Consider the following 20,531-nt stretch of genomic DNA (forward strand, 5'->3'; position numbering starts at 1 on the left):
GTAACAACAACGAGGCCTGGAGGGTGCGCCGTGTACCGAGTATTTGAAGCGCTCGATGAGTTGGGTGCCATCGTCGAAGAGGCGCGCGGCGTGCCCATGACCGCCGGCTGTGTTGTCCCGCGCGGTGACGTGCTCGAACTGATCGACGACATCAAAGACGCCATTCCCGGCGAACTCGATGACGCTCAGGACGTGCTCGACGCACGCGACACGATGCTGCGCGACGCCAAGCAGCACGCCGACGGCCTGGTGTCCTCGGCGACTGCGGAGGCCGACTCCACCCTCGGGCATGCCCGAGGCGAGGCCGACCGGTTGCTCGCCGACGCCAAGTCGCAAGCCGACCGGATGGTGGCCGAGGCGCGCCAGCACTGCGAGCGCATGGTCGGTGAGGCCCGCGAAGAGGCAAATCGGTTGGCCGCCAACGCCAAACGCGATTACGAGACCGCGGTGGGCCGCGCCAAGGCCGAAGCGGACCGGCTGGTCGAGAGCGGCAACATCTCCTATGAGAAGGCCGTGCAGGAGGGCATCAAGGAGCAGCAGCGTCTGGTGTCGCAGACCGAGGTGGTGCAGTCCGCACAGGCTGAGTCCGCACGCCTGATCGACGCCGCCCACGCCGAGGCCGACCGCCTGCGCGGAGAATGCGACATCTACGTCGACAGCAAACTCGCCGAGTTCGAGGACTACCTCAACGGAACGCTGCGCTCGGTCGGCCGGGGCCGGCACCAGTTGCGTACCGCCGCGGGCACCCACGACTACGTGCAACGCTGAGCTGGCGTGGCCGCCAGTCGGTGCGCCGTAGAATTACCGTCATGTCGGTGTTCAAGAAAGCGGCGTCCAACAGCGCGGCAGCGCATCGCCACACACCCCTGACCTTCGACATCTCGCGGCTGGGCCGTCGGCCCGGCTCGATGATGCAGATCTCCCAGACCGTCCTGAGCCCGTCGCGCATCGGCCTCGACCTCATCGCGATCGAACCGGGCGCACCGCTGGAATTGGATCTCGAGCTCCAGTCGGTCTCCGAAGGGGTGCTGGTGACCGGCAGCGTCACCGCCCCCACCGCAGGTGAGTGCGCCCGTTGCCTGTCCCCGATCTCCGGAACGGTGACGATCGATCTGACCGAGCTCTTCGCCTATCCGGACAGCACCACCGAGGCGACGACGGAGGAAGACGAAGTGGGCCACGTCGTCGACGACACCATCGACCTCGAACAGTCGATCGTGGACGCCGTGGTGCTGCAGCTACCGCTCTCGCCGGTCTGCAGCCCGGACTGCCCCGGCCTGTGCCAGACCTGCGGGGTACCGCTCGCCACCGCCGAGCCCGGACATCACCACGACGTCATCGACCCGCGCTGGGCGAAGCTGGCGGCGTTGCTGCCCGATGAGGCCTCGGGAGAATCCAGGGAATGACTGCGCAGGACGATCGCCAGCCCCTCATCGACGCGCTCGGAGTGGATGTCGGTGCCGAGTTGCTCACCCTGGCGCTGACTCACCGCAGCTATGCCTACGAGCACGGCGGCCTGCCCACCAACGAACGTCTGGAATTCCTCGGCGATGCGGTTCTGGGCCTCACCGTGACCGACGAGCTGTTCCATCGCCATCCCAATCTCACCGAAGGTGACCTGGCCAAATTGCGGGCCAGCGTGGTCAACACCCAGGCCCTCGCCGGTGTGGCCCGCGGGCTGACCCCGGACGGACTGGGTTCCTACCTGTTGCTGGGGCGCGGCGAGATGAACACCGGCGGCGCCGACAAGTCGAGCATCCTGGCCGACGGCATGGAATCGCTGCTCGGTGCGGTGTACCTGCAGCACGGCATCGACACCGCGCGCAAGGTCATCCTGCGGCTGTTCGGCCAGCTGCTCGACACGGCACCGACTCTGGGCGCCGGGCTGGACTGGAAGACCAGCCTGCAAGAGCTCTGTGCGGCAAAGGGTTTGGGTTCGCCGACCTATGCGGTGACCTCCACCGGTCCCGACCATGACAAACAGTTCACCGCCACGGTGATCGTCAAGGACATGGAATACGGCACCGGCGTGGGCCGGTCCAAGAAAGAAGCCGAGCAGAAGGCCGCGGCCCAGGCCTGGCAGGCGCTGGTCGAACTCGACGACGACGAGGCGTGAGAACGCTCGATGCCTGAACTTCCCGAGGTCGAAGTCGTCCGACGGGGCCTGCAGAATCACGTTGCCGGGCGCACCATCTCCGCGGTGCGGGTGCACCACCCGCGGGCGGTGCGGCGACACGAGGCCGGCCCGGCGGACCTCACGGCGCGGCTGCTGGACAACGAGATCACCGGCACCGGCAGGCGGGGCAAATACCTGTGGCTGACCCTCGGCAGCGGCGAGGCGCTGGTGGTGCATCTGGGAATGAGCGGTCAGATGTTGCTGGGCGAAGTCGCTCGCACCGAACACCTGCGCATCGCCACACTGCTCGACGACGGCACCGCGCTGAGCTTCGTGGACCAGCGAACCTTCGGCGGGTGGATGCTGACCGAACTGGTGACCGTGGACGGCACCGAAGTCCCCGAACCCGTGGCGCACATCGCCCGTGACCCGCTGGACCCCGCATTCGACCGCGATGCGGTAGTGAAGGTGTTGCGCGGCAAGCACTCTGAGATCAAGCGTCAGCTCCTGGACCAGACGGTGGTCTCGGGCATCGGCAACATCTACGCCGACGAGGCGCTGTGGCGGGCGAAGGTCAACGGGGTGCGGATCGCCGAGACGCTGACCAAGCCGACGCTGGCCCGCATCCTCGACCACGCCGGCGATGTCATGCGCGACGCACTCGGTCAGGGCGGCACCTCATTCGACTCGCTGTACGTCAATGTCAACGGCGAGTCCGGGTACTTCGACCGCTCGCTGGACGCCTACGGTCGCGAGGGGAAACCGTGCCGGCGCTGCGGCGCGGTGATGCGCCGCGAGAAGTTCATGAACCGCTCCTCGTTCTACTGCCCGAAATGCCAGCCACGCCCGCGTGGTTGATACGTTCAACAACCCGCCAGCGCGCGTGTCTGTACACCAGAGCTCGGCGTGTTGCGTACAAGAGCGCGCGCTCGCGCCGAATAGGGAAGAGGCACCATGACGGAACTTTGGGTGGAACGCACCGGGACCCGCCGCTACACCGGGAAGAGCTCCCGTGGCGCGGAAGTGCTGGTGGGCTCCGAGGACGTCGAGGGTGTCTTCACCCCGGGGGAGCTGCTGAAGATTGCGCTGGCCGCGTGCAGTGGGATGGCCAGCGACGTGCCGCTGGCCCGCCGCCTCGGTGACGACTACCAGGCCACCGTCAAGGTGTCGGGCCCGCCGGACCGCGAGCAGGAGCGTTACCCGCTGTTGCAGGAGGTCCTCGAGATCGACCTGTCCGGACTCTCGCAGGCCGAAGCGGAACGGGTGCGCACCGTCGTCAACCGCGCCATCGATCAGGTGTGCACCGTGGGACGCACGCTCAAGTCCGGTACCGAAGTCACCTTCGAGATTGCCGACAAACGACCGTGACTGAGGACGTAGCCCGGCTGACGGCCTGGGTGCACGGCAACGTGCAGGGGGTGGGCTTTCGGTGGTGGACCCGTTCGCGAGCCCTCGAACTGGGGCTCACCGGCTACGCCAGTAACCAGCCCGACGGCCGTGTGCTGGTGGTGGCGCAGGGCCCGCGGGAGGCGGGTGAGCGTTTGCTCGAGCTGTTGCGTGGGGACACCACACCGGGGCGGGTGGACAAGGTGATCGCCGATTGGTCGGCACCCGGGGAACAGATCCGGGGATTCAGCGAGCGTTAGTTCCTCTTTGTCAGTCCGGCCCTCTCTCCCCGGCTCGTGCCTCGCCGGCTCGTCGACCGACTGAATGTTGCGTAGTCGGCCCTCTCTCCCCGGCTCGTGCCTCGCCGGCTCGTCGACCGACTGAATGTTGCGTAGTCGGCCCTCTCTCCCCGGCTCGTGCCTCGCCGGCTCGTCGACCGACTAGCGGTACTCTGGCACGCCATGCACCTCAAGAGTCTGACGTTGAAGGGCTTCAAGTCCTTCGCGTCGCCCACGACTCTGCGTCTGGAACCTGGCATCACCTGCGTCGTCGGCCCCAACGGTTCCGGCAAGTCGAACGTCGTCGATGCCCTGACCTGGGTGATGGGCGAACAGGGTGCCAAGACGCTGCGCGGCGGCAAGATGGAAGACGTCATCTTCGCCGGCACCTCCACCCGGGCACCGCTCGGGCGCGCCGAGGTCACACTGACCATCGACAACTCCGACAATGCGCTGCCCATCGAATACTCCGAGGTGTCGATCACCCGCCGGATGTTCCGCGACGGCGCCGGGGAGTACGAGATCAACGGCACCAGCTGCCGGCTGATGGACGTCCAGGAACTGCTGTCGGACTCCGGCATCGGCCGGGAGATGCACGTCATCGTCGGCCAGGGCCGGTTATCGCAGATCCTGGAGTCGCGCCCCGAGGACCGGCGGGCCTTCATCGAAGAGGCCGCCGGCGTGCTCAAGCACCGCAAACGCAAAGAGAAGGCGGTCCGCAAGCTCGACGCGATGGCCGCCAACCTGGCCCGGCTCACCGACCTGACCACCGAGTTGCGCCGCCAGCTCAAGCCGCTGGGCCGCCAGGCCGAGATGGCCCGCCGCGCCCAGACCATCCAGGCCGACCTGCGCGACGCCCGGCTGCGGCTGGCCGCCGACGACCTGGTGAAACGCCAGATCGAGTTCGAAGGTGTGGGTGGTACCGAGGCCACTCTGCGCAAGGAGCACGAGGAGGCCTCCGAGCGTCTGGCGGTCGCCACCGATGAGCTCACCGAGCACGAGACCGCCGTCGGCACCCTGACCGACCGGGCCGAACGGGCCCAGCAGATGTGGTTCCGGCTCTCCGCACTTGCCGAACGGGTCGGCGCCACCGTGCGCATCGCCACCGAACGCACCCAGCTGCTGGAAGCCGAACCGGTGCACACCGGCGGTCGCGATCCCGATGAGCTCGACGCGGAAGCCGATGAGGTGGCCGAGCTCGAACAGCAGCTGTTGGCGGAGCTGGCCGAAACCCGGGCCCGGCTGGAGGCAGCGCGTGAGGAACTCGGTGAGGCCGAACGCGAGGCCGCCGACGCCGAACGTGCCCACCTCGCCGCCGTCCGCGCCGAAGCCGACCGCCGGGAGGGGCTGGCCAGGCTGGCCGGTCAGGTCGAGACCATGCGGGCTCGCGTCGAGTCCACCGACGAGCGCATCGCCCGGCTCTCAGAGGGGATCGAGGACGCGGGGCAGCGGGCCGAACGGGCCCAGGCCGAGTTCGAAACGGTGCAGGGTCGCGTCGGTGAACTCGATCAGAGCGAAGTGGGCCTTGACGACCACCACGACCGCACGGTCGCGGCGGTGCGCCTGGCCGATGAGCGGGTTGCCGAACTGCAGGCCGCCGAACGCAGCGCTGAACGTCAGGTTGCTTCGCTGCGTGCTCGGATCGACGCGCTGGCCGTCGGGTTGGAACGCCGGGACGGCGCCGCCTGGCTGACCGAGAACCGTTCTGATGCCGGCCTTTTCGGCTCAGTGGCGAAACTGATGAAGGTGCACGCCGGCTACGAGGTGGCGCTGGCCACGGTGCTCGGCGCCGCAGCCGACGCGCTGGCCGCCGACGACTTCGAGGCGGCGGCCTCGGCCGTCGCGGCACTGAAGGAGGCCGACGGCGGCCGCGCGGCGATCGTACTGGGGGACTGGCCCGAGAACGTCACGCGGGTCGACGGCCAACTGCCCGACGGTGCGCGCTGGGCGCTGGATCTGGTGGACCTGCCGGACCGGTTGCGCGGTGCCCTCACCGCTTTGTTGACCGGCATCGTGGTGGTCGACGACCTGAGCGGTGCCCTCGATGTGGTGTCGCGCCGCTCCGAGTTGCGCGCGGTGACCGTCGACGGAGACCTGGTGGGTCCGGGCTGGGTCGCCGGGGGTTCGGACCGCAAACCGAGCACCCTCGAGATCACCTCCGAGATCGAGAAGTCGCGTGCCGAATTGGCCGCTGCTGAAACACAAGTCGAGGAACTGGCGGCAGCGTTGGCGGGGGCGACCGCCGAGCAGGCGGCGCGGCACGACGCCGCCGAACACGCCTTGGCGGCGCTGAACGAATCCGATGCCGCCATCTCGCAGATCTACGAGCAGTTGGGCCGGCTCGGCGTGGAGGCCCGCAACGCAGACAATGACTGGCGCAGGCAGATTCAGCAGCGTGACGAACTGGAGAGCAGCCGGGCTCAGACGGTTGCCGAACTCACGGAGCTGGAGGAGCGGCTGCACAACGCCGAAGACGTGCCGTCCGTCGAGGCCGACGAGCCCGTCGACCGGGAACGCCTGACCGCCGTCGTGGACACCGTGCGCGCCGCAGAAGTGGAGGCCCGACTGGCCGTGCGCACGGCTGAGGAACGCGCGAACGCCGTTCGCGGACGGGCTGATTCACTGCGCCGTGCCGCCGCGGGCGAGCGTGAGGCGCGGGCCAGGGCAGCGCGGGCCCGCGAGGCGCGTGAGCATGCCGCAACCATCGCCTCGGCGGTCGGTGATTCCGGTCGCATCCTCGCCGAGCGCCTGGCCGGGGTGGTGACCGTGGCATCGCGTACCCGTGATCAGCTGGCCGCCGAACGTCAGCAGCGCGCCACGGCCATGGCCGCCGCGCGTGAAGAGGTGGACGCCCTGAAGAACCGGATCGCCGCCCTGACCGATTCGCTGCACCGCGACGAGGTGGCCAAGGCCCAGGCGGCGCTGCGGATCGAGCAGCTCGAGCAGACGGTGCTCGAGCAATTCGGCATGGCGCCAGGCGATTTGGTCGCCGAATACGGTCCCCACATCGGGCTGCCGCCCTCCGAACTCGAGATGGCTGAATACGAGCAGGCCCGCGAGCGCGGCGAACAGGTGACCGCCCCGGCACCCATGCCCTATGACCGCGACACCCAGGAGCGCCGCGCCAAGCGCGCCGAGAAGGAACTCCGCGAACTGGGCCGGGTCAACCCGCTGGCGCTCGAGGAGTTCGCCGCCCTCGAGGAGCGGTACAACTTCCTGTCCACGCAGCTCGAAGACGTCAAGGCGGCGCGCAAGGACCTTCTTGATGTGGTCGAGGATGTCGACGCCCGCATCCTGCAGGTGTTCACCGAGGCCTACGCCGATGTGGAGCGTGAGTTCGAGCAGGTGTTCGCGTCGCTGTTCCCGGGCGGAGAGGGTCGTCTGCTGCTGACCGACCCCGGCGACATGCTGACCACCGGCGTCGAGGTGGAGGCCCGCCCGCCGGGCAAGAAGGTCAAACGCCTTTCGCTGCTCTCCGGCGGCGAGAAGTCGTTGACAGCGGTGGCGATGCTGGTGGCGATCTTCCGGGCCAGGCCGTCACCGTTCTACGTGATGGACGAGGTGGAGGCCGCCCTCGATGACGTGAACCTGCGCCGGTTGCTCGGGCTGTTCGAACAGCTCCGGGAGAAATCGCAGCTGATCGTCATCACCCACCAGAAGCCGACCATGGAGATCGCCGACGCGCTGTACGGCGTCACCATGCAGGGCGACGGCATCACGCAGGTGATCTCGCAGCGGATGCGGGGTCAGGAGCTGGTCAAAGCGGGCAGGAGCGAGGCGAGCCCGGATTAGCGGGGTGCGAGCCCCAGAGCCCGCAGCTCGGTGAGGTCGGCCGCACCGCAGCCGTGCAGGCAGATGCGCAGCTCGTCGATGAAGCTGCCCAGCCAGTCGACCACTGCGTCGGCGGACTGCACGGCGGGGGTCAGCAGCGGCCGCGCGATCGCCACTGCGGTGGCGCCCAGCGCCAGCGCTTTGGCGGCGTCCATGCCGGTCCGGATGCCGCCGGACGCGATGACCGGGACACCGGGAAGTTCACGCAGCACCTCACGCAGCGCCACCGCGGTCGGCACGCCCCATTCCGCCAGCGCGGGGTGGCGGACTTCGCCGTAGCGGACCAGTTGCTCCACCCGGGCCCACGAGGTACCGCCTGCGCCGGCGACGTCGACGGCCGCGATGCGGCTGCTGCGCAGCTGACGGGCGGCCACGGCGCCGAGACCGTGCCCGACTTCTTTCACCAGAACCGGATAGTCCAGCGAGTGCGTCAGATCGGTCAGCCGGCTCAGTGTGCCGGTGAAATCGGTGTCACCGCCGTCCTGCACAGCTTCCTGCAGTGGGTTGGTGTGCACCGCGAGCGCGTCGGCTCCCACGCGGGCCAGCGCCTTGTCCAGGTAGGGCAGCGCGGACGGGCTCAGCTGCGCCAGCCCGATGTTGCCGACCAGCAGGACGTCCGGAGCCACGTCACGGACTTCGAAACTGGACGCGGCGGCCTCGTCGTCGAGCATGATGCGCTGTGAACCCAGCATCATCGCCAGGCCCAGTTGCTGAGCGGCCGCGGCGAGGTTGCGGTTGATCACCCCGGACAGTTCGGCGCCGCCGGTCATCGCCCCGATCAGGATGGGGGAGCGCAACGTCGCGCCGAGGAACTCGACGCCGGCGTCCACGTCCGACAGGCTGGTCTGCGTCAGCGCGTTGTAGGGCAGCCGGTAGGCCTCGAAACCGGTCGTGACGTCGGTGTACTCGACGGCCTGGGTGAGGCACACGTCGATGTGTCGAAGCTTGCGGGTGGGTGACCCCTCGGGCGCCATCGTCACCACATACCCGTTTTGGGAGAATGACCGGGTGTCTGAAGGTCTCTGGATCGCAATTGCGGTTGTCGCCGTTCTGCTCGTCACTGCGCTGGTTGTCGGGTTGGTGCGCTACCGACAGCGGCGCATAAGTCTGACACCGCCACCGGACACCACGAAACCGGTCGATCGTTCCGGTGGGTACACCGCGACATCGGGCATCACCTTCAGCCAGTCCGCGCCACCGGCTCCTGAGAAGGTTCGACCGCCCGAGCGGATCGACACCGATGGCCTGCCCGCCGTCGGTGACGATGCCACGATCCCGCGGGATGCCCCCAAACGATCGATTGCCGATGTACAGCTTCCCGAACCGGGGACCGTGGCGCCACCGGAACCCGCGCCGGCCCCGAAGCCCGCGCCGCTGCCCGAGCCGCAACCGCTGCCCGAGCCCGAGCCCACCCCCGAGCCGGAGCCTGCGCCGGCACCCGCGCCCTTGCCGGAGCCCGAGCCGGAACCAGCTCCGGTGCTGGACACCATCGCGCCCGTCGAAGGGCGGTTGGACCGGTTGCGCGGCCGGCTGTCCAAATCCCAGAACGCGCTCGGACGCAGTGTGCTGGGCCTGCTCGGCGGAGGCGACCTCGATGAGGACTCCTGGGAAGAAGTCGAAGACACCCTGTTGATCGCCGACCTCGGGCCCGTTGTCGCGGCGTCGGTGATGCAGACCTTGCGGTCGAAGCTGGCGTCGGCCGGCGTGCGTACGGATGCCGATGCCCGCCGGGTGCTGCGGGAGGCTCTGATGGCTGAGTTGCACCCCGAATTCGACCGGTCGATCAGGGCACTGCCCCACGCCGATGCGCCGTCCGTGCTTTTGGTCGTCGGCGTCAACGGCACAGGGAAGACCACCACCGTCGGGAAGCTGGCGCGGGTGCTGGTGGCCGACGGCCGCCGGGTGGTGCTCGGCGCCGCGGACACGTTCCGTGCGGCGGCGGCCGATCAGCTGCAGACCTGGGCGTCGCGGGTGGGCGCCGAGGTGGTCCGCGGACCCGAAGGCGCCGATCCCGCCTCGGTGGCCTTCGATGCCGTCGACAAGGGCATCGAGGGCGGTGCCGACGTCGTCGTCATCGACACCGCCGGCCGCCTGCACAACAAGGTCGGCCTGATGGACGAGCTCGGCAAGGTGAAGCGCGTGGTCGGTAAGCGCGCCGCCGTGGACGAAGTGTTGCTGGTTCTCGACGCCACCATCGGGCAGAACGGCCTGGCGCAGGCCCGGGTGTTCGCTGACGTGGTGGAGATCACCGGGGTGGTGCTGACCAAACTCGACGGCACGGCCAAGGGTGGCATCGTCTTCCGGGTGCAGCAGGAACTCGGTGTTCCCGTGAAACTCGTCGGTCTCGGTGAAGGGCCCGACGATCTGGCGCCGTTCGAGCCGGGGGCGTTCGTCGACGCTCTGCTGGGCTGACCGCCTGCGTCCCTTTAGCCCGACCGAAAGAGCTTTACAGTCTGCCATGCGCGCGTCAATTTCGCTGTCCGTCAAGGGTGAAACACGAGCGTAACGCTTAACGGCTGTGCGTTCACTTGGGTGAAACACAACAGAATCACCGATGAAACCACGGCAAAAGAACCTTCTCTGCGAGGCCGATCCGATCGGCGTATTTCAAGGAGGTTCACACAAAGTGGTCTTAGCCTTACCCGACGATGCCTTTCTGCCCTTCGGGCCGGAAGGACTGAGCGCCGGCGACACCGCCTGGGTACTCACATCCGCTGCCCTGGTTCTGTTCATGACCCCGGGCCTGGCGTTCTTCTACGGCGGCCTCTCACGGCAGAAGTCCGTCCTCAACATGATGATGATGTCCTTCGGTTCGCTCGGCGTGGTCAGCGTCATCTACGTGCTGTGGGGATACTCGATGTCCTTCGCTTCCGGGCACACCGGCGAGAGCGACATCCTCGGCATCTTCGACAACCCGTTCTCGCTATTCGGCCTCACGCAGCTGCTGGAGACCCGCGAGGTCGACGGTGTGAGCACCTATGTGCTGGGTGGTTTCGGTACCGTGCCCGCCATCGTCTGGGTGGCATTCCAGTTGACCTTCGCCGTCATCACCGTGGCACTGATCAGCGGCGCGGTGGCCGAGCGCATGAAGTTCGGCACCTGGCTGGTGTTCGGCGGCATCTGGGTGACCCTGGTGTACTTCCCGCTGGCCCACATGGTCTGGGGCGGCGGCCTGCTCTCCGGTGCTGAAGGTGGCATCGCGGCAATGATTTTCGGTGTCGACGACGAAGGCGCGGCGAATGTGTCGCCGATCGACTTCGCCGGTGGCACCGTGGTGCACATCAACGCCGGTATGGCCGCCTTGGTTCTGGCCGTCCTGCTCGGTAAGCGCCGCGGCTTCGGCAAGACCGCCTTCCGTCCCCACAACATCCCGTTCGTCATGCTCGGTGCGGCCATCCTGTGGTTCGGCTGGTTCGGCTTCAACGTCGGTTCCGAGGGCGCGGCAGACATGCTCGCCGGCCTGGTCTGGGTGAACACCACCGCCGCCACCGCCGCCGCGATGCTGTCGTGGCTCCTGGTGGAGCGCATCCGCGACGGCCACGCCACGAGCGTCGGTGCCGCATCGGGCATCGTCGCCGGCCTGGTGGCCATCACCCCCGCCTGCGGTTCGCTGTCCCCGATCGGCTCGCTGATCCTGGGCGCCGTCGCCGGCATCCTCTCGGCGCTGGCCATCGGCCTGAAGTACAAGTTCGGATACGACGATTCGCTCGACGTGGTGGGTGTCCACCTGGTCGCCGGCCTGTGGGGCACCGTCGGAATCGGCCTGCTGGCCACCGAAACCGGCCTGTTCTACGGCGGCGGCATCCAGCAGTTGGTCGTGCAGATCGTGATCGCTCTGGTGGCGTTGATCTTCACCGCCGTCCTCACCGCCATCATCGCCTTCATCGTCAAGCCGCTGGGTTGGCGGGTCAGCGAAGAGGACGAGGACACCGGCATCGACGAGACCGAGCATGCGGAAACTGCTTATGAACTCGTGTGATCGGGGACCATGGACAGTGGCATTCACAGTGACTCTGGAAGGATCGACCAAATGAAGCTGATCACTGCGATCGTCAAACCGTTCACACTCGAAGACGTTAAGACGGGCCTGGAGCAGACGGGTATCCTCGGGATGACCGTCAGCGAGGTGCAGGGCTACGGCCGCCAGAAGGGACACACCGAGGTCTACCGCGGCGCCGAGTATTCCGTCGACTTCGTGCCCAAGGTTCGTGTGGAGGTGGTCGTCGATGATTCCGCCGTGGACAAGGTGGTCGACGTCATCGTGCAGGCCGCGCGTACCGGAAAGATCGGTGACGGCAAGGTGTGGGTCAGCCCGGTCGACACCGTGGTCCGCGTCCGCACCGGCGAGCGCGGGGCCGACGCCCTTTGAGTCGCAACAACTTCTGAACGTCCTCTCCAGGCCGTGCGCCGAGTGAGCGTTGGTCGGTAACGGAAACACATGAGGACGAAATGAAGCAGAAACCAGATCCCGCCGCCGGTGACTCCCGCAAGGGAGCCCCGGCGGCGGGCTCGTTCGACGAACAATCTCTCAACGAGCCACCCCGCCCGGCGCATGACCTCGCCAAGGCGGTCCAGCAGTTGCTGGACGGTGGGACGCGGCAACTGGATTCGCCGGCCCTGCGTGACGCGCTGCTGGATCTGCACGAATTCTGGCTCACCACCAAGGCCACCGAGATCGGGATCACCCCGACCAGCGGGTTCGCCATCGTGGCTACCGGCGGGCTGGGCCGCGGTGAAATGGTGCCCTATTCGGATCTCGATCTGACCCTGGTGCACGACAATATGCCCGCTGAGGTGGTCTCCGCGGTCGCCGAGCATCTCTGGTACCCGTTGTGGGACGCCAATATTCGGCTCGATCACAGCGTGCGTACGGTACCCGAGGCGTTGAAGGTGGCCACCGAGGACATCTCTGCGGGGCTGGCGATGCTCGAAGCGCGGCACATCGCCGGAGATTCCGCGCTGTCGGCATTGCTGATCGGCGGCGCACGCAGACAGTGGCGCACCGGGATCGCTTCCCGCTTCGAGGAACTCGTCGAGCACACTCAGGCCCGATGGCAGCGCAGCGGTCAGATCGCGCACCGCGCGGAACCGGACCTCAAGTGCGGACGCGGCGGGCTGCGCGATGTCCAGCTCCTCAACGCGTTGGCGATCGCCCAACTCGCCGACGTGTATCCGAGCCATTCGCTGGCCTCGCCCACGGGGTCACTCGGCGGGGCGCACCTGGCGCTGCTGAATGTCCGGACCGAACTGCACCGCGCATCGCGGCGCGGTCGCGACCAGCTGTTGGCTCAGCACGCCGACGAGATCGGTGCGGCGCTGCGCATCGGCGACCGGTTCGATCTGGCCCGGATGCTCTCCGACGCCGCCCGAACGGTCAGCTACTACGTCGACGCCGGGCTGCGGACAGCCGGAAATGCGCTGCCTCGCAGGGGTTTTGCGGCACTGCGTCGGCCGGTGCGGCGGCCCCTGGACGAGGGCGTCATCGAGTTCAACGGTGAGGTGATCCTGGCCAGGGACGCCCGTCCCGAGAAAGACCCTGGGCTGATTCTGCGGGTGGCCGCCGCGTCGGCGACGACGGGACTGCCGATGTCGGTGTCCACCTTGTCCCGTCTTGCCGATTCCGCGCCGGAACTGCGCACTCCATGGCCGCGGCAGGCGCTCAAGGATCTGCTGGTGCTGCTGGCCGCGGGCCCCGCCGCGGTAGCCACCGTGGAGGCCCTCGATCGCACCGGACTGTGGGGCAGGCTCTTCCCGGAATGGGGCGCGGTTCGGGACCTGCCGCCGCGCGATGTCGTCCACATCTGGACCGTCGACCGGCACCTGGTGGAAACCGTCTCGCGCGCAAGCGTGTTCACCACCCGGGTGTCGCGCCCCGACCTGTTGGTCCTCGGTGCGCTGGTGCACGACATCGGAAAGGGTCGCGGTGGCGACCACAGCATCATCGGCGCCGAACTCGCCACACAGATCGGCACCCGGCTCGGACTGTGGCCCTCCGATGTGGAAACGCTGTCGGCGATCGTGCGTTATCACCTGCTGTTGGCCGAGACCGCCACCCGCAAGGACCTGCAGAACCCGGACACCATCAGCGCGGTGGTCACCGCACTCGGCGGAGACACCGTGCTGCTCGAGCTGCTGCACGCACTGGCCGAAGCCGACTCGCTGGCCACCGGTCCCGGCGTCTGGGGCGACTGGAAGGCCTCTCTGATCGGCGATCTGGTGCGGCGCTGCCGGCTGGTGATGGCCGGAGATCCTCTGCCCCAAGCCGACCCGGTGGACCCGCGGTACCTCGAACTGGCCACGGAGGTCGGTGTCCACGTGGATCTGACGGCCGGTGAGGCCGCCCACACGTACAACGTGACCATGATCGCGCCGGACCGGCGTGGCGTGCTGTCGAAAGCTGCCGGCGTGCTGGCGCTGAACTCCTTGCGGGTGCATTCGGCGTCGGTGAACAGTCACCAGGGCTCGGCGATCAACACTTTTGTCGTGTCCCCGCACTTCGGCTCCCCGCCGGCCGCCGAGCTTCTGCGTCAGCAGTTCATCTTGGCAATCGACGGGGATCTCGATGTGGTGGCCAACCTGGCCCAGAAGGATCTCGACCTGGCTGCCGCCGGCGGACGTGCCGGTGAGGTGCGCGCCGCGGTTCCGGTGAACGCGCCTGCCGCGCCGCCGCGGGTGTTGTGGCACGACGGGCGCGCGGGGCAGTCCAACGAACTGCTGGTCGAGATCCGCACCACCGACCGCGCCGGGCTGTTGACCACGCTCACCGCGGTGTTCGAACGTGCCGGCGTGGACATCGCCTGGGCCAAGGTGACGACGCTGGGATCGTCGGTGGTCGACGCGTTCTGCATCCTGTTGCCCACCCCGGATGAGGACGGCGCACAGCGCGAGCGGTTGAAAGAGGAGTTGTTGGCGGTGCTGCCCGCGCCGCCGCCGGCCAAGCCCAAGCCGGTGGAGGAAGCCAGCTAGAAAGATCGCTTCGGCTCACTGAACTGCGGCGAGGTGTTCGAGGAACCACTCCAAGGCCAGCGTGCTGGACCGCTGGAATCCTCGGGTGTAGATGTCGAAATGGCCGCCGGGCAGGATCGCGATACGTTTGGGTTCGCGGGCGCGTTCGTAGGCAGCGATCGTCAGATCGGTGGGGGTGAGCCGGTCGTCAGCGGCGACTACGAGCAACAGCGCGGTCGGGGCGATGTGGGCGATGAAGTCGGCGGGCACGTATTCATTGAGCATTTCCACACTGCGCAATGTCACCTCGTTCCTCCAGGAGGGCGCCAGGGCGCGACTGCTCTCGGTGAACCACTCATAGGAGTCCGGGGTGGGGAGTGCCGATGGGGCGAGCGGATCCGCGTCGACGACGGGCACCATGACCGGTGGTTCGCCGGTGAAGCGGGCAAGGCGGTCGGCGTCGAACTGCGCTCGGAAACCCGCGACGAAGTCCGCGCGCACCAGACGGCGGAAGTTCTGGCGCCCGTCGACCAGAGAGCCTTGGCTCACAACCGCTTTGACGCGGCGATCCAGGGCGGCCACCACCAGGACGTGCCCGCCGGAGTAGCTGCTGCCCCACACACCGATGCGGCCGACGTCGACCTCGGGGAGGGTGGTCGCGTAGGTGATGGCGTGGCGGTAATCGCGTACCTGCTGCCACGGGTCGATCTCCTGGCGCGGGGTACCGTCACTGGCGCCGAAGTTACGATTGTCGAACACCAGCGCGTTGAGACCGGCGGTGGCGAACACGTCGGCGTAGCGGTCCAGATACTGCTCCTTGACCGCGGAGAAGCCGTGAGCCATAACGACTGTGGGGCGCGAACTCCCGGTATCCCGACCGGGATAGAACCAGCCGCGCAAGGTGACACCTTCGGCGTTGAACTCGATATCGCGACGCTGCATGACCAGCTCCTTCGACGGTGGCAGACACAGCCCGCTGGTGCACGGGCCACGCTACTCCCGTGTGGCCCGGGGTTGAAGATCGAGCAGTCAGAGCGGGCACGCCGACAGTGGTTGGGCGGTGCGCTCGGGCCGGTCGGCGATCGCTCGGTCCGGCAGCCAGATCACGAAGGTGCTGCCGACTCCCAGGGTGCTGAACAACGCCAGCTTGCCCTCATGGCTTTCGACGATCTGGCGGGCAATGGCCAACCCCAGGCCCGAACCCCGGCCCCCTCTTTTTTCTGTGGCCGTGTGCCCCTGCCGGAACCGGTCGAACACCCGCTGCTGGTCGGCTTCGGCGATACCGGGCCCTTGATCGCGCACCGCCACCCACGCCCACCCACCGGTGCTGCCGCTGGCGATGGTCAACTCAGAGTCCCTGGGCGCCAACCTGATCGCATTCGACAGCAGGTTGGCCAGGGCGCGGGCCAGTGATTCCGGATCGGCGTACACCACCGGACCGGGGGACAGGCGGGTGATCACCTGCAGTGGCCGTTCGCCGGCCAGCAGGCGGTGCTCGTCGACCACATCGCTGCAGAAGCTCTGCAGGTCCACCTTCTGATCGGCGAACGAACCGGACCGCCGCCGCGCCGTGGCCAGCAGATCCTCCAGCAGTCGCGACATCCGGCTGGTCGCCCGGGAGATCACCGCCAGCGCGTGGGCCCGCTCCTCGGCGGTGGCGTGCTCGTCGGCCAGCACCGCCTCGACGTTGGCCTGCACCACCGCCACCGGGTTGCGCAGTTCATGCGAGACGTCCTCGACCAGCGCGCGTTCGGTGCGGAACGCCTCGTCGAGTCGGTCCAACATCCCGTCGATGGTGTCGGCCAGGGTACGCAGTTCGTCTTTGGGGCCTTTGGCGTTGATGCGTTGCGAAAGATCGCTGGCCGACAGGCGATTCGCGGTGGCGGTGATCTCGCCGACAGGCCGCAGCAGCCGGCCGGCGACGAACCACCCGACCACCAGGCTGATCAGGAAGATCGCGCCCAGAGCCAGCAGTGAATAATTGCGCAGCGTCTCCAGCGTCGAGTAGTTCACCGCCCGCTGCACGCTCTCCAGGTCGGCGGCCTGGAAGCTCTCGCCCACCCGGTACACCATGGTCCCGTCGGATTTGCGGTCGAACTTCTTCACCGTCACCGGGTCCAGCGGGGCGGCGTCGATGGTCTTCGACAGAGCGAAGTAGACCCCGGCCAAGATCACCGCGGAGATGACCGACAACCACAGCGAGGTCGTCAGCGCCAACCGCACGCGGATGGTGCGCATCACGCGGTCTGTGCAGGGGTGCGCAGCCGGTAACCGCGCCCGACCAGCGTGTGCAGCACCTGCTGTTCGCTGCCAAGGGTGAGCTTGCGCCGCAAGGTGCCGACGGTGACCCGCACCGTCTGGGTGAATGGGTCGGCATTCTCATCCCAGACGTGTTCGAGGATCTGCTCGGCGGAGACCACGTGATCCGGGCGCGTCATCAGGTACCGCAGCACCGAGAACTCCTTGAGGGTCAGATCGACCTCGCGCCCGCCCCGGCGCACGATCTGGCGCGCGGTGTCCACGGTGATGTCGCCCAGCCGCAGCACCGAAGAGTCCCCGGACACCTCCCGGCGCAGCACGGCCCGCAGCCGTGCGGTCAGTTCGGCCAGTGCAAACGGCTTGACGATGTAGTCGTCGGCGCCGGCGTCGAGACCGCGCACCCGGTCGGGCAGGGTGCCGAGCGCGGTGAGCATGACGATCCGGATGTCCCGGCCGGCCGGTGACTCGATCTCGCCCCCACGCAACCGTCGTGCCAGGTCAAGGCCGTCACCGTCGGGCAGGTTCACGTCGACGAGCGCCACGTCGTAGGAGTTGACTGCCAGCCGCTCGGTGGCCTCCGCCTCGGTGAGCGCGGTGTCCACCGCATAACCTTCCCGCTGCAGGCCGATGCGGAGAGCGCTGACCAACCCCTCTTCGTCTTCGACGATCAGTACCCGCATATGCGCCGAGCGTAGCGGCGCCGCCGCAGGTCGACCACTTCACTTTCGGTCCGCTTTCGCTGAGGTTTTCGGGGGTTTTCGCCCTCTGTTGATGAAGTGTCGGCATGAGCAATGACGTCGACGACCCGGGTGCCGTGTCGGCACCCGCCATCGGGGCACTCATCGAGCGTGCCCTGTTCGAGATGAAACACGTTGTGGTGGGTCAGGATTCGATGCTGGAGCGGCTGCTGGTGGGGCTGCTCGCCGGCGGGCACATCCTGCTGGAAGGTGTTCCGGGACTGGCCAAGACGCTGGCGGTGCGGACCGTGGCGACCGTGGTCGGCGGGACGTTTCACCGGTTGCAGTTCACCCCGGATCTGATGCCCGCCGACATAGTGGGCACCCGGGTGTGGCGGCCGTCGACGGAAACCTTCGACATCGAGCTGGGCCCCATCTTCGCCAATCTGGTGCTGGCCGACGAGATCAACCGGGCGCCGGCCAAGGTGCAGTCAGCGCTGTTGGAGGCGATGGCCGAAGGCCAGGTCAGCATCGGCGGGCGCACGTTCGCGCTGCCCGAACCCTTCCTGGTGCTGGCCACCCAGAACCCGATCGAGACAGACGGCGTGTACCACCTGCCCGAAGCCCAGCGCGACCGGTTCCTGCTCAAGATCGACCTGACGCACCCCAATGAGCTCGAGGAACTGGCCATCCTGGCCCGCATGGGATCGACACCGCCGCGGGCGCGCCGGTTGATGACCCCGGCCGATGTACTGCGGCTGCAGCGCGCCACCGAGGAGGTCTTCGTCCACCATGCCGTCGCCCACTACATCGTCCGGCTGGTGATGGCCACCCGCCGGCCCGCCGACTACGGCGCGGACTCCATCGGCGGTGTCCTGGAGTACGGTATCGGCCCCCGCGGATCGCTCGGATTGCTGTCGGCCAGCCGTGCGCTGGCGGTGCTGCGCGGACGCGATTACGTGCTGCCGGGTGACGTCGCCGACATCGCGGCCGACGTGCTGGCGCACCGGATGGTGCTGACCTTCGACGCGGTGGCCGACGGGGTGGATCCGCGCGCGGTGATCGCCGCGCTGCTGGACTGCGTGGCTCCGCCGGTGATCGCCCCGAACAGCCAGGATCTCGCCGAGGTGGCGTCGTGACCGCCCACCCCTGGCAGGCGCTGGATCTCGGGTTGCGCCGCCGGGTGGACAGCCTGCTGGCCGGTGACCACGAGGGGATGCGCCTCGGGGTTGGCTCCGAACGCGAAGAGGTGGCCCGCTATCAGCCCGGTGACGACGTGCGGCGCATCGACTGGAACATCACCGCCCGTGCCGGGGAGCCCCATGTCTGGCGACCGCGTGCCGACAACCGTCTGGACACCTGGGTGCTGGTCGACACCAGCCCCAGCATGGCCTTCGGGACGGTCAGCGACGAGAAGACCGATCTGGCCGCCCGGATCGTCTGGGCCCTGGGGCTGCTCACCGATGCTCCTGGAAACACGATGGGCGTGGCCACTTTCGGCGCCGACGGCCTGCGCTGGCACCGGCCGGACCAGGCCAAGCTGGCGGCCTCGCGCGCCGCGCAGACGCTGGTGTCTTCAGCTGTGCGCACCGGCGCCGGCGCCCCCCGGCTGGCCGAAGCGGTGAGTTCGCTCGGGTCGCGCCGGGGCGGGCCTGGGCTGCGGGTGGTGGTCTCGGATTTCATGGACCCCGACGGGGCGAACGACGGTCCGTTCGACTGGCAGGGCCCGCTGCGGCGGCTGTCCAGCCGCCATGACGTGATCGTTGTCGAGATCGTCGATCCGCGGGAGATGGAATTGCCCGATATCGGCGCGGTGACGCTGGTGGACCCCGAATCCGGTCGGCAACGCCAGGTCTGGACCTCCGACCGGCGGCTGCGCAGGCAGTACCGGGATGCGGCCGCGGCTCACCGCGACGCCGTCGGCTCCGCGATCCGTGCAGCCGGTGCCGATCATCTGCGGGCCAGCACGGGCAGTGACTGGATCCGCGACCTAGCCAGATTCCTGCGGGAGCGCCAACGCACGGTCCGCAGGCGCGCGCCGAGGGGGCGGGCGCGATGACGTTCCTGTTTCCGATCGGCCTCCTGATGCTGGTGCCGGTTGCGCTGTTGGCGCTCACCTACGTGGTGACATTGCGCCGACGGCAGCGCTACGCGGTGCGGTATGCGGCACTTCCGTTGCTGGACAGGGTGATCCCCGATCGACCGCAGTGGCGCAGGCATCTGCCCGCGGCTTTCCTGCTGGCCGCTCTCGCGTTGTGCGGCCTGGCCGTCGCCCGGCCGGAGATGCCGGTGCGGGTGCCGTACGAGCGGGCCACGATCATCGTGGCGCTGGATACCTCGGAGTCCATGCAAGCCCGCGATGTCAGCCCGGACCGGTTGACCGCTGCGGTGGCCGCGGCCGGCGACTTCATCGAGCAGCTGCCCGACACCTTCAACGTGGGTGTGGTGACCTTCGCCGGTGCCACGTCGGTGGTGCACGCCCCGGACACCGATCACGACGCGGCCCGAGCCAGCCTGCAGATGCTGGGCACCCAGTCCAGGACCGCGATCGGCGAGGGGGTGTTCACCTCGCTGGATCAGATCCGGGCGGTCGCCGCCGATCCCGAGCAGGAACCGGAAGAGGGCCAGGAGCGGTTGCCCGCGCACATCGTGCTGCTCTCAGATGGCAGCAACACCAGCGGCCGGGGTACCGACGACGCGGCGCTGGCGGCGGTGGCCGCCGGCGTGCCCGTCTCGACGATCGCCTACGGAACCGAGGACGGTGTTCTGGACGGTGGTCTGTCGCAAGGCGGCTACGCCATCCCGGTGCCGGTGGACTCGCAGACCCTGGCCGAGCTGTCCGAGGCGACCGGCGGTATCGCGTACTCGGCCGCAAGCAGCGACGAACTGCAGGACGTCTACCGCGATATCGGCTCCTCCATCGGCTGGCGCACCGAATGGCGAGAGGTCACACCGTTCGTGGCGGCGATCGCTCTTGCTCTCGGCATCGTGGCCGCGGGCCTGTCGATGCGCTGGTTCTCCCGACTCGTCTGATGAGGA

At 68.2% G+C, this 20,531-nt stretch carries 18 protein-coding genes; 14 read left to right on the forward strand and 4 right to left on the reverse strand.

The genetic code is table 11. The annotated features are described in order from the left end of the window. The first annotated feature begins 30 nt into the window (after nucleotides 1-30). The 7 genes from sepIVA (at nucleotide 31) to smc (ending at nucleotide 7,572) form a co-directional block, all read left to right on the forward strand. Nucleotides 31-768: a cell division protein SepIVA gene (sepIVA, locus tag AC3A6P_RS05060; protein ID WP_487689133.1), complete on the forward strand. Its 738-nt coding sequence runs from the start codon at nucleotides 31-33 to the stop codon at nucleotides 766-768. A gap of 41 nt (nucleotides 769-809) precedes the next feature. Further along, on the forward strand, nucleotides 810-1,406 hold the full coding sequence (locus AC3A6P_RS05065; RefSeq protein ID WP_487689135.1) for a YceD family protein: 597 nt from the start codon (nucleotides 810-812) through the stop codon (nucleotides 1,404-1,406). Next, nucleotides 1,403-2,116, forward strand: coding sequence for a ribonuclease III (gene rnc, locus AC3A6P_RS05070; protein WP_487689137.1), 714 nt, complete (start codon nucleotides 1,403-1,405; stop codon nucleotides 2,114-2,116). The genes AC3A6P_RS05065 and rnc overlap by 4 nt, the downstream gene beginning before the upstream one ends. Nucleotides 2,117-2,125: 9 nt before the next feature. After that, nucleotides 2,126-2,974 carry a bifunctional DNA-formamidopyrimidine glycosylase/DNA-(apurinic or apyrimidinic site) lyase gene (gene mutM, locus AC3A6P_RS05075; RefSeq protein WP_487689139.1) on the forward strand — a complete coding sequence of 283 codons (849 nt, stop codon included), beginning with the start codon at nucleotides 2,126-2,128 and terminating at the stop codon, nucleotides 2,972-2,974. Between the two features lie 96 nt (nucleotides 2,975-3,070). Then, nucleotides 3,071-3,484 (forward strand): OsmC family protein, encoded by a 414-nt coding sequence (locus tag AC3A6P_RS05080; RefSeq protein ID WP_487689141.1) that lies wholly within the window; start codon nucleotides 3,071-3,073, stop codon nucleotides 3,482-3,484. Continuing rightward, nucleotides 3,481-3,762, forward strand: a complete 282-nt coding sequence (locus AC3A6P_RS05085; protein WP_487689143.1) for an acylphosphatase — start codon at nucleotides 3,481-3,483, stop codon at nucleotides 3,760-3,762. Before AC3A6P_RS05080 ends, AC3A6P_RS05085 begins: the two co-directional genes overlap by 4 nt. A 201-nt stretch (nucleotides 3,763-3,963) precedes the next feature. Further along, complete coding sequence (smc, locus tag AC3A6P_RS05090) at nucleotides 3,964-7,572, forward strand: chromosome segregation protein SMC (protein ID WP_487689145.1); 3,609 nt, start codon at nucleotides 3,964-3,966, stop codon at nucleotides 7,570-7,572. On the opposite strand, the gene fni is transcribed toward smc, so the two are convergent. Further along, a complete protein-coding gene (gene fni / locus AC3A6P_RS05095) occupies nucleotides 7,569-8,585 on the reverse strand; it encodes a type 2 isopentenyl-diphosphate Delta-isomerase (protein ID WP_487689147.1) in 1,017 nt (338 codons plus the stop codon). The two genes, smc and fni, sit on opposite strands and share 4 nt — an antisense overlap. Nucleotides 8,586-8,619: 34 nt before the next feature. Between fni and ftsY the strand changes: the two genes are divergently transcribed. From ftsY to AC3A6P_RS05115, 4 genes are all read left to right on the forward strand, one after another. After that, on the forward strand, nucleotides 8,620-10,023 hold the full coding sequence (gene ftsY / locus AC3A6P_RS05100; RefSeq protein ID WP_487689149.1) for a signal recognition particle-docking protein FtsY: 1,404 nt from the start codon (nucleotides 8,620-8,622) through the stop codon (nucleotides 10,021-10,023). A gap of 214 nt (nucleotides 10,024-10,237) precedes the next feature. Then, a complete protein-coding gene (locus AC3A6P_RS05105) occupies nucleotides 10,238-11,590 on the forward strand; it encodes an ammonium transporter (protein ID WP_487689151.1) in 1,353 nt (450 codons plus the stop codon). A 51-nt stretch (nucleotides 11,591-11,641) separates the two neighbouring features. Then, nucleotides 11,642-11,980 (forward strand): P-II family nitrogen regulator, encoded by a 339-nt coding sequence (locus AC3A6P_RS05110; protein WP_003881099.1) that lies wholly within the window; start codon nucleotides 11,642-11,644, stop codon nucleotides 11,978-11,980. Between the two features lie 80 nt (nucleotides 11,981-12,060). Further along, the gene (locus AC3A6P_RS05115) at nucleotides 12,061-14,577 is read left to right on the forward strand and encodes a [protein-PII] uridylyltransferase (RefSeq protein ID WP_487689156.1); all 2,517 of its coding nucleotides are present in this window, start codon (nucleotides 12,061-12,063) and stop codon (nucleotides 14,575-14,577) included. Nucleotides 14,578-14,592: 15 nt separating this feature from the next. On the opposite strand, the gene AC3A6P_RS05120 is transcribed toward AC3A6P_RS05115, so the two are convergent. From AC3A6P_RS05120 to AC3A6P_RS05130, 3 genes are all read right to left on the reverse strand, one after another. Further along, on the reverse strand, nucleotides 14,593-15,498 hold the full coding sequence (locus AC3A6P_RS05120) for an alpha/beta hydrolase (RefSeq protein WP_487689158.1): 906 nt from the start codon (nucleotides 15,496-15,498) through the stop codon (nucleotides 14,593-14,595). Between the two features lie 87 nt (nucleotides 15,499-15,585). Further along, the gene (locus AC3A6P_RS05125) at nucleotides 15,586-16,794 is read right to left on the reverse strand and encodes a HAMP domain-containing sensor histidine kinase (RefSeq protein WP_487689160.1); all 1,209 of its coding nucleotides are present in this window, start codon (nucleotides 16,792-16,794) and stop codon (nucleotides 15,586-15,588) included. Beyond that, on the reverse strand, nucleotides 16,794-17,495 hold the full coding sequence (locus AC3A6P_RS05130) for a response regulator transcription factor (protein ID WP_487689162.1): 702 nt from the start codon (nucleotides 17,493-17,495) through the stop codon (nucleotides 16,794-16,796). Before AC3A6P_RS05130 ends, AC3A6P_RS05125 begins: the two co-directional genes overlap by 1 nt. A gap of 104 nt (nucleotides 17,496-17,599) precedes the next feature. Here AC3A6P_RS05130 and AC3A6P_RS05135 point away from each other — a divergent pair, with 104 nt between their 5' ends. The 3 genes from AC3A6P_RS05135 to AC3A6P_RS05145 are packed head-to-tail and all read left to right on the forward strand — an operon-like array spanning nucleotide 17,600 to nucleotide 20,525. Beyond that, complete coding sequence (locus AC3A6P_RS05135; protein ID WP_487689164.1) at nucleotides 17,600-18,631, forward strand: AAA family ATPase; 1,032 nt, start codon at nucleotides 17,600-17,602, stop codon at nucleotides 18,629-18,631. Continuing rightward, nucleotides 18,628-19,551 carry a DUF58 domain-containing protein gene (locus tag AC3A6P_RS05140; RefSeq protein WP_487689166.1) on the forward strand — a complete coding sequence of 308 codons (924 nt, stop codon included), beginning with the start codon at nucleotides 18,628-18,630 and terminating at the stop codon, nucleotides 19,549-19,551. Before AC3A6P_RS05135 ends, AC3A6P_RS05140 begins: the two co-directional genes overlap by 4 nt. Next, nucleotides 19,548-20,525, forward strand: coding sequence for a VWA domain-containing protein (locus tag AC3A6P_RS05145; RefSeq protein ID WP_487689168.1), 978 nt, complete (start codon nucleotides 19,548-19,550; stop codon nucleotides 20,523-20,525). Before AC3A6P_RS05140 ends, AC3A6P_RS05145 begins: the two co-directional genes overlap by 4 nt. Nucleotides 20,526-20,531: the final 6 nt, after the last annotated feature.

It is taken from the genome of Mycobacterium sp. Soil_C_30 (genome assembly GCF_057656995.1).

What these genes read in the sequence shown, in the direction of transcription:
- AC3A6P_RS05065 (WP_487689135.1), top strand. Translation starts at nt 810, where the DNA reads ATGTCGGTGTTCAAGAAAGCGGCGTCCAACAGCGCGGCAGCGCATCGC.
- rnc (WP_487689137.1), top strand. Translation starts at nt 1,403, where the DNA reads ATGACTGCGCAGGACGATCGCCAGCCCCTCATCGACGCGCTCGGAGTG.
- mutM (WP_487689139.1), top strand. Translation starts at nt 2,126, where the DNA reads ATGCCTGAACTTCCCGAGGTCGAAGTCGTCCGACGGGGCCTGCAGAAT.
- AC3A6P_RS05080 (WP_487689141.1), top strand. Translation starts at nt 3,071, where the DNA reads ATGACGGAACTTTGGGTGGAACGCACCGGGACCCGCCGCTACACCGGG.
- smc (WP_487689145.1), top strand. Translation starts at nt 3,964, where the DNA reads ATGCACCTCAAGAGTCTGACGTTGAAGGGCTTCAAGTCCTTCGCGTCG.
- fni (WP_487689147.1), bottom strand. Translation starts at nt 8,585, where the DNA reads ATGGCGCCCGAGGGGTCACCCACCCGCAAGCTTCGACACATCGACGTG.
- AC3A6P_RS05110 (WP_003881099.1), top strand. Translation starts at nt 11,642, where the DNA reads ATGAAGCTGATCACTGCGATCGTCAAACCGTTCACACTCGAAGACGTT.
- AC3A6P_RS05115 (WP_487689156.1), top strand. Translation starts at nt 12,061, where the DNA reads ATGAAGCAGAAACCAGATCCCGCCGCCGGTGACTCCCGCAAGGGAGCC.
- AC3A6P_RS05120 (WP_487689158.1), bottom strand. Translation starts at nt 15,498, where the DNA reads ATGCAGCGTCGCGATATCGAGTTCAACGCCGAAGGTGTCACCTTGCGC.
- AC3A6P_RS05125 (WP_487689160.1), bottom strand. Translation starts at nt 16,794, where the DNA reads ATGCGCACCATCCGCGTGCGGTTGGCGCTGACGACCTCGCTGTGGTTG.
- AC3A6P_RS05130 (WP_487689162.1), bottom strand. Translation starts at nt 17,495, where the DNA reads ATGCGGGTACTGATCGTCGAAGACGAAGAGGGGTTGGTCAGCGCTCTC.
- AC3A6P_RS05135 (WP_487689164.1), top strand. Translation starts at nt 17,600, where the DNA reads ATGAGCAATGACGTCGACGACCCGGGTGCCGTGTCGGCACCCGCCATC.
- AC3A6P_RS05145 (WP_487689168.1), top strand. Translation starts at nt 19,548, where the DNA reads ATGACGTTCCTGTTTCCGATCGGCCTCCTGATGCTGGTGCCGGTTGCG.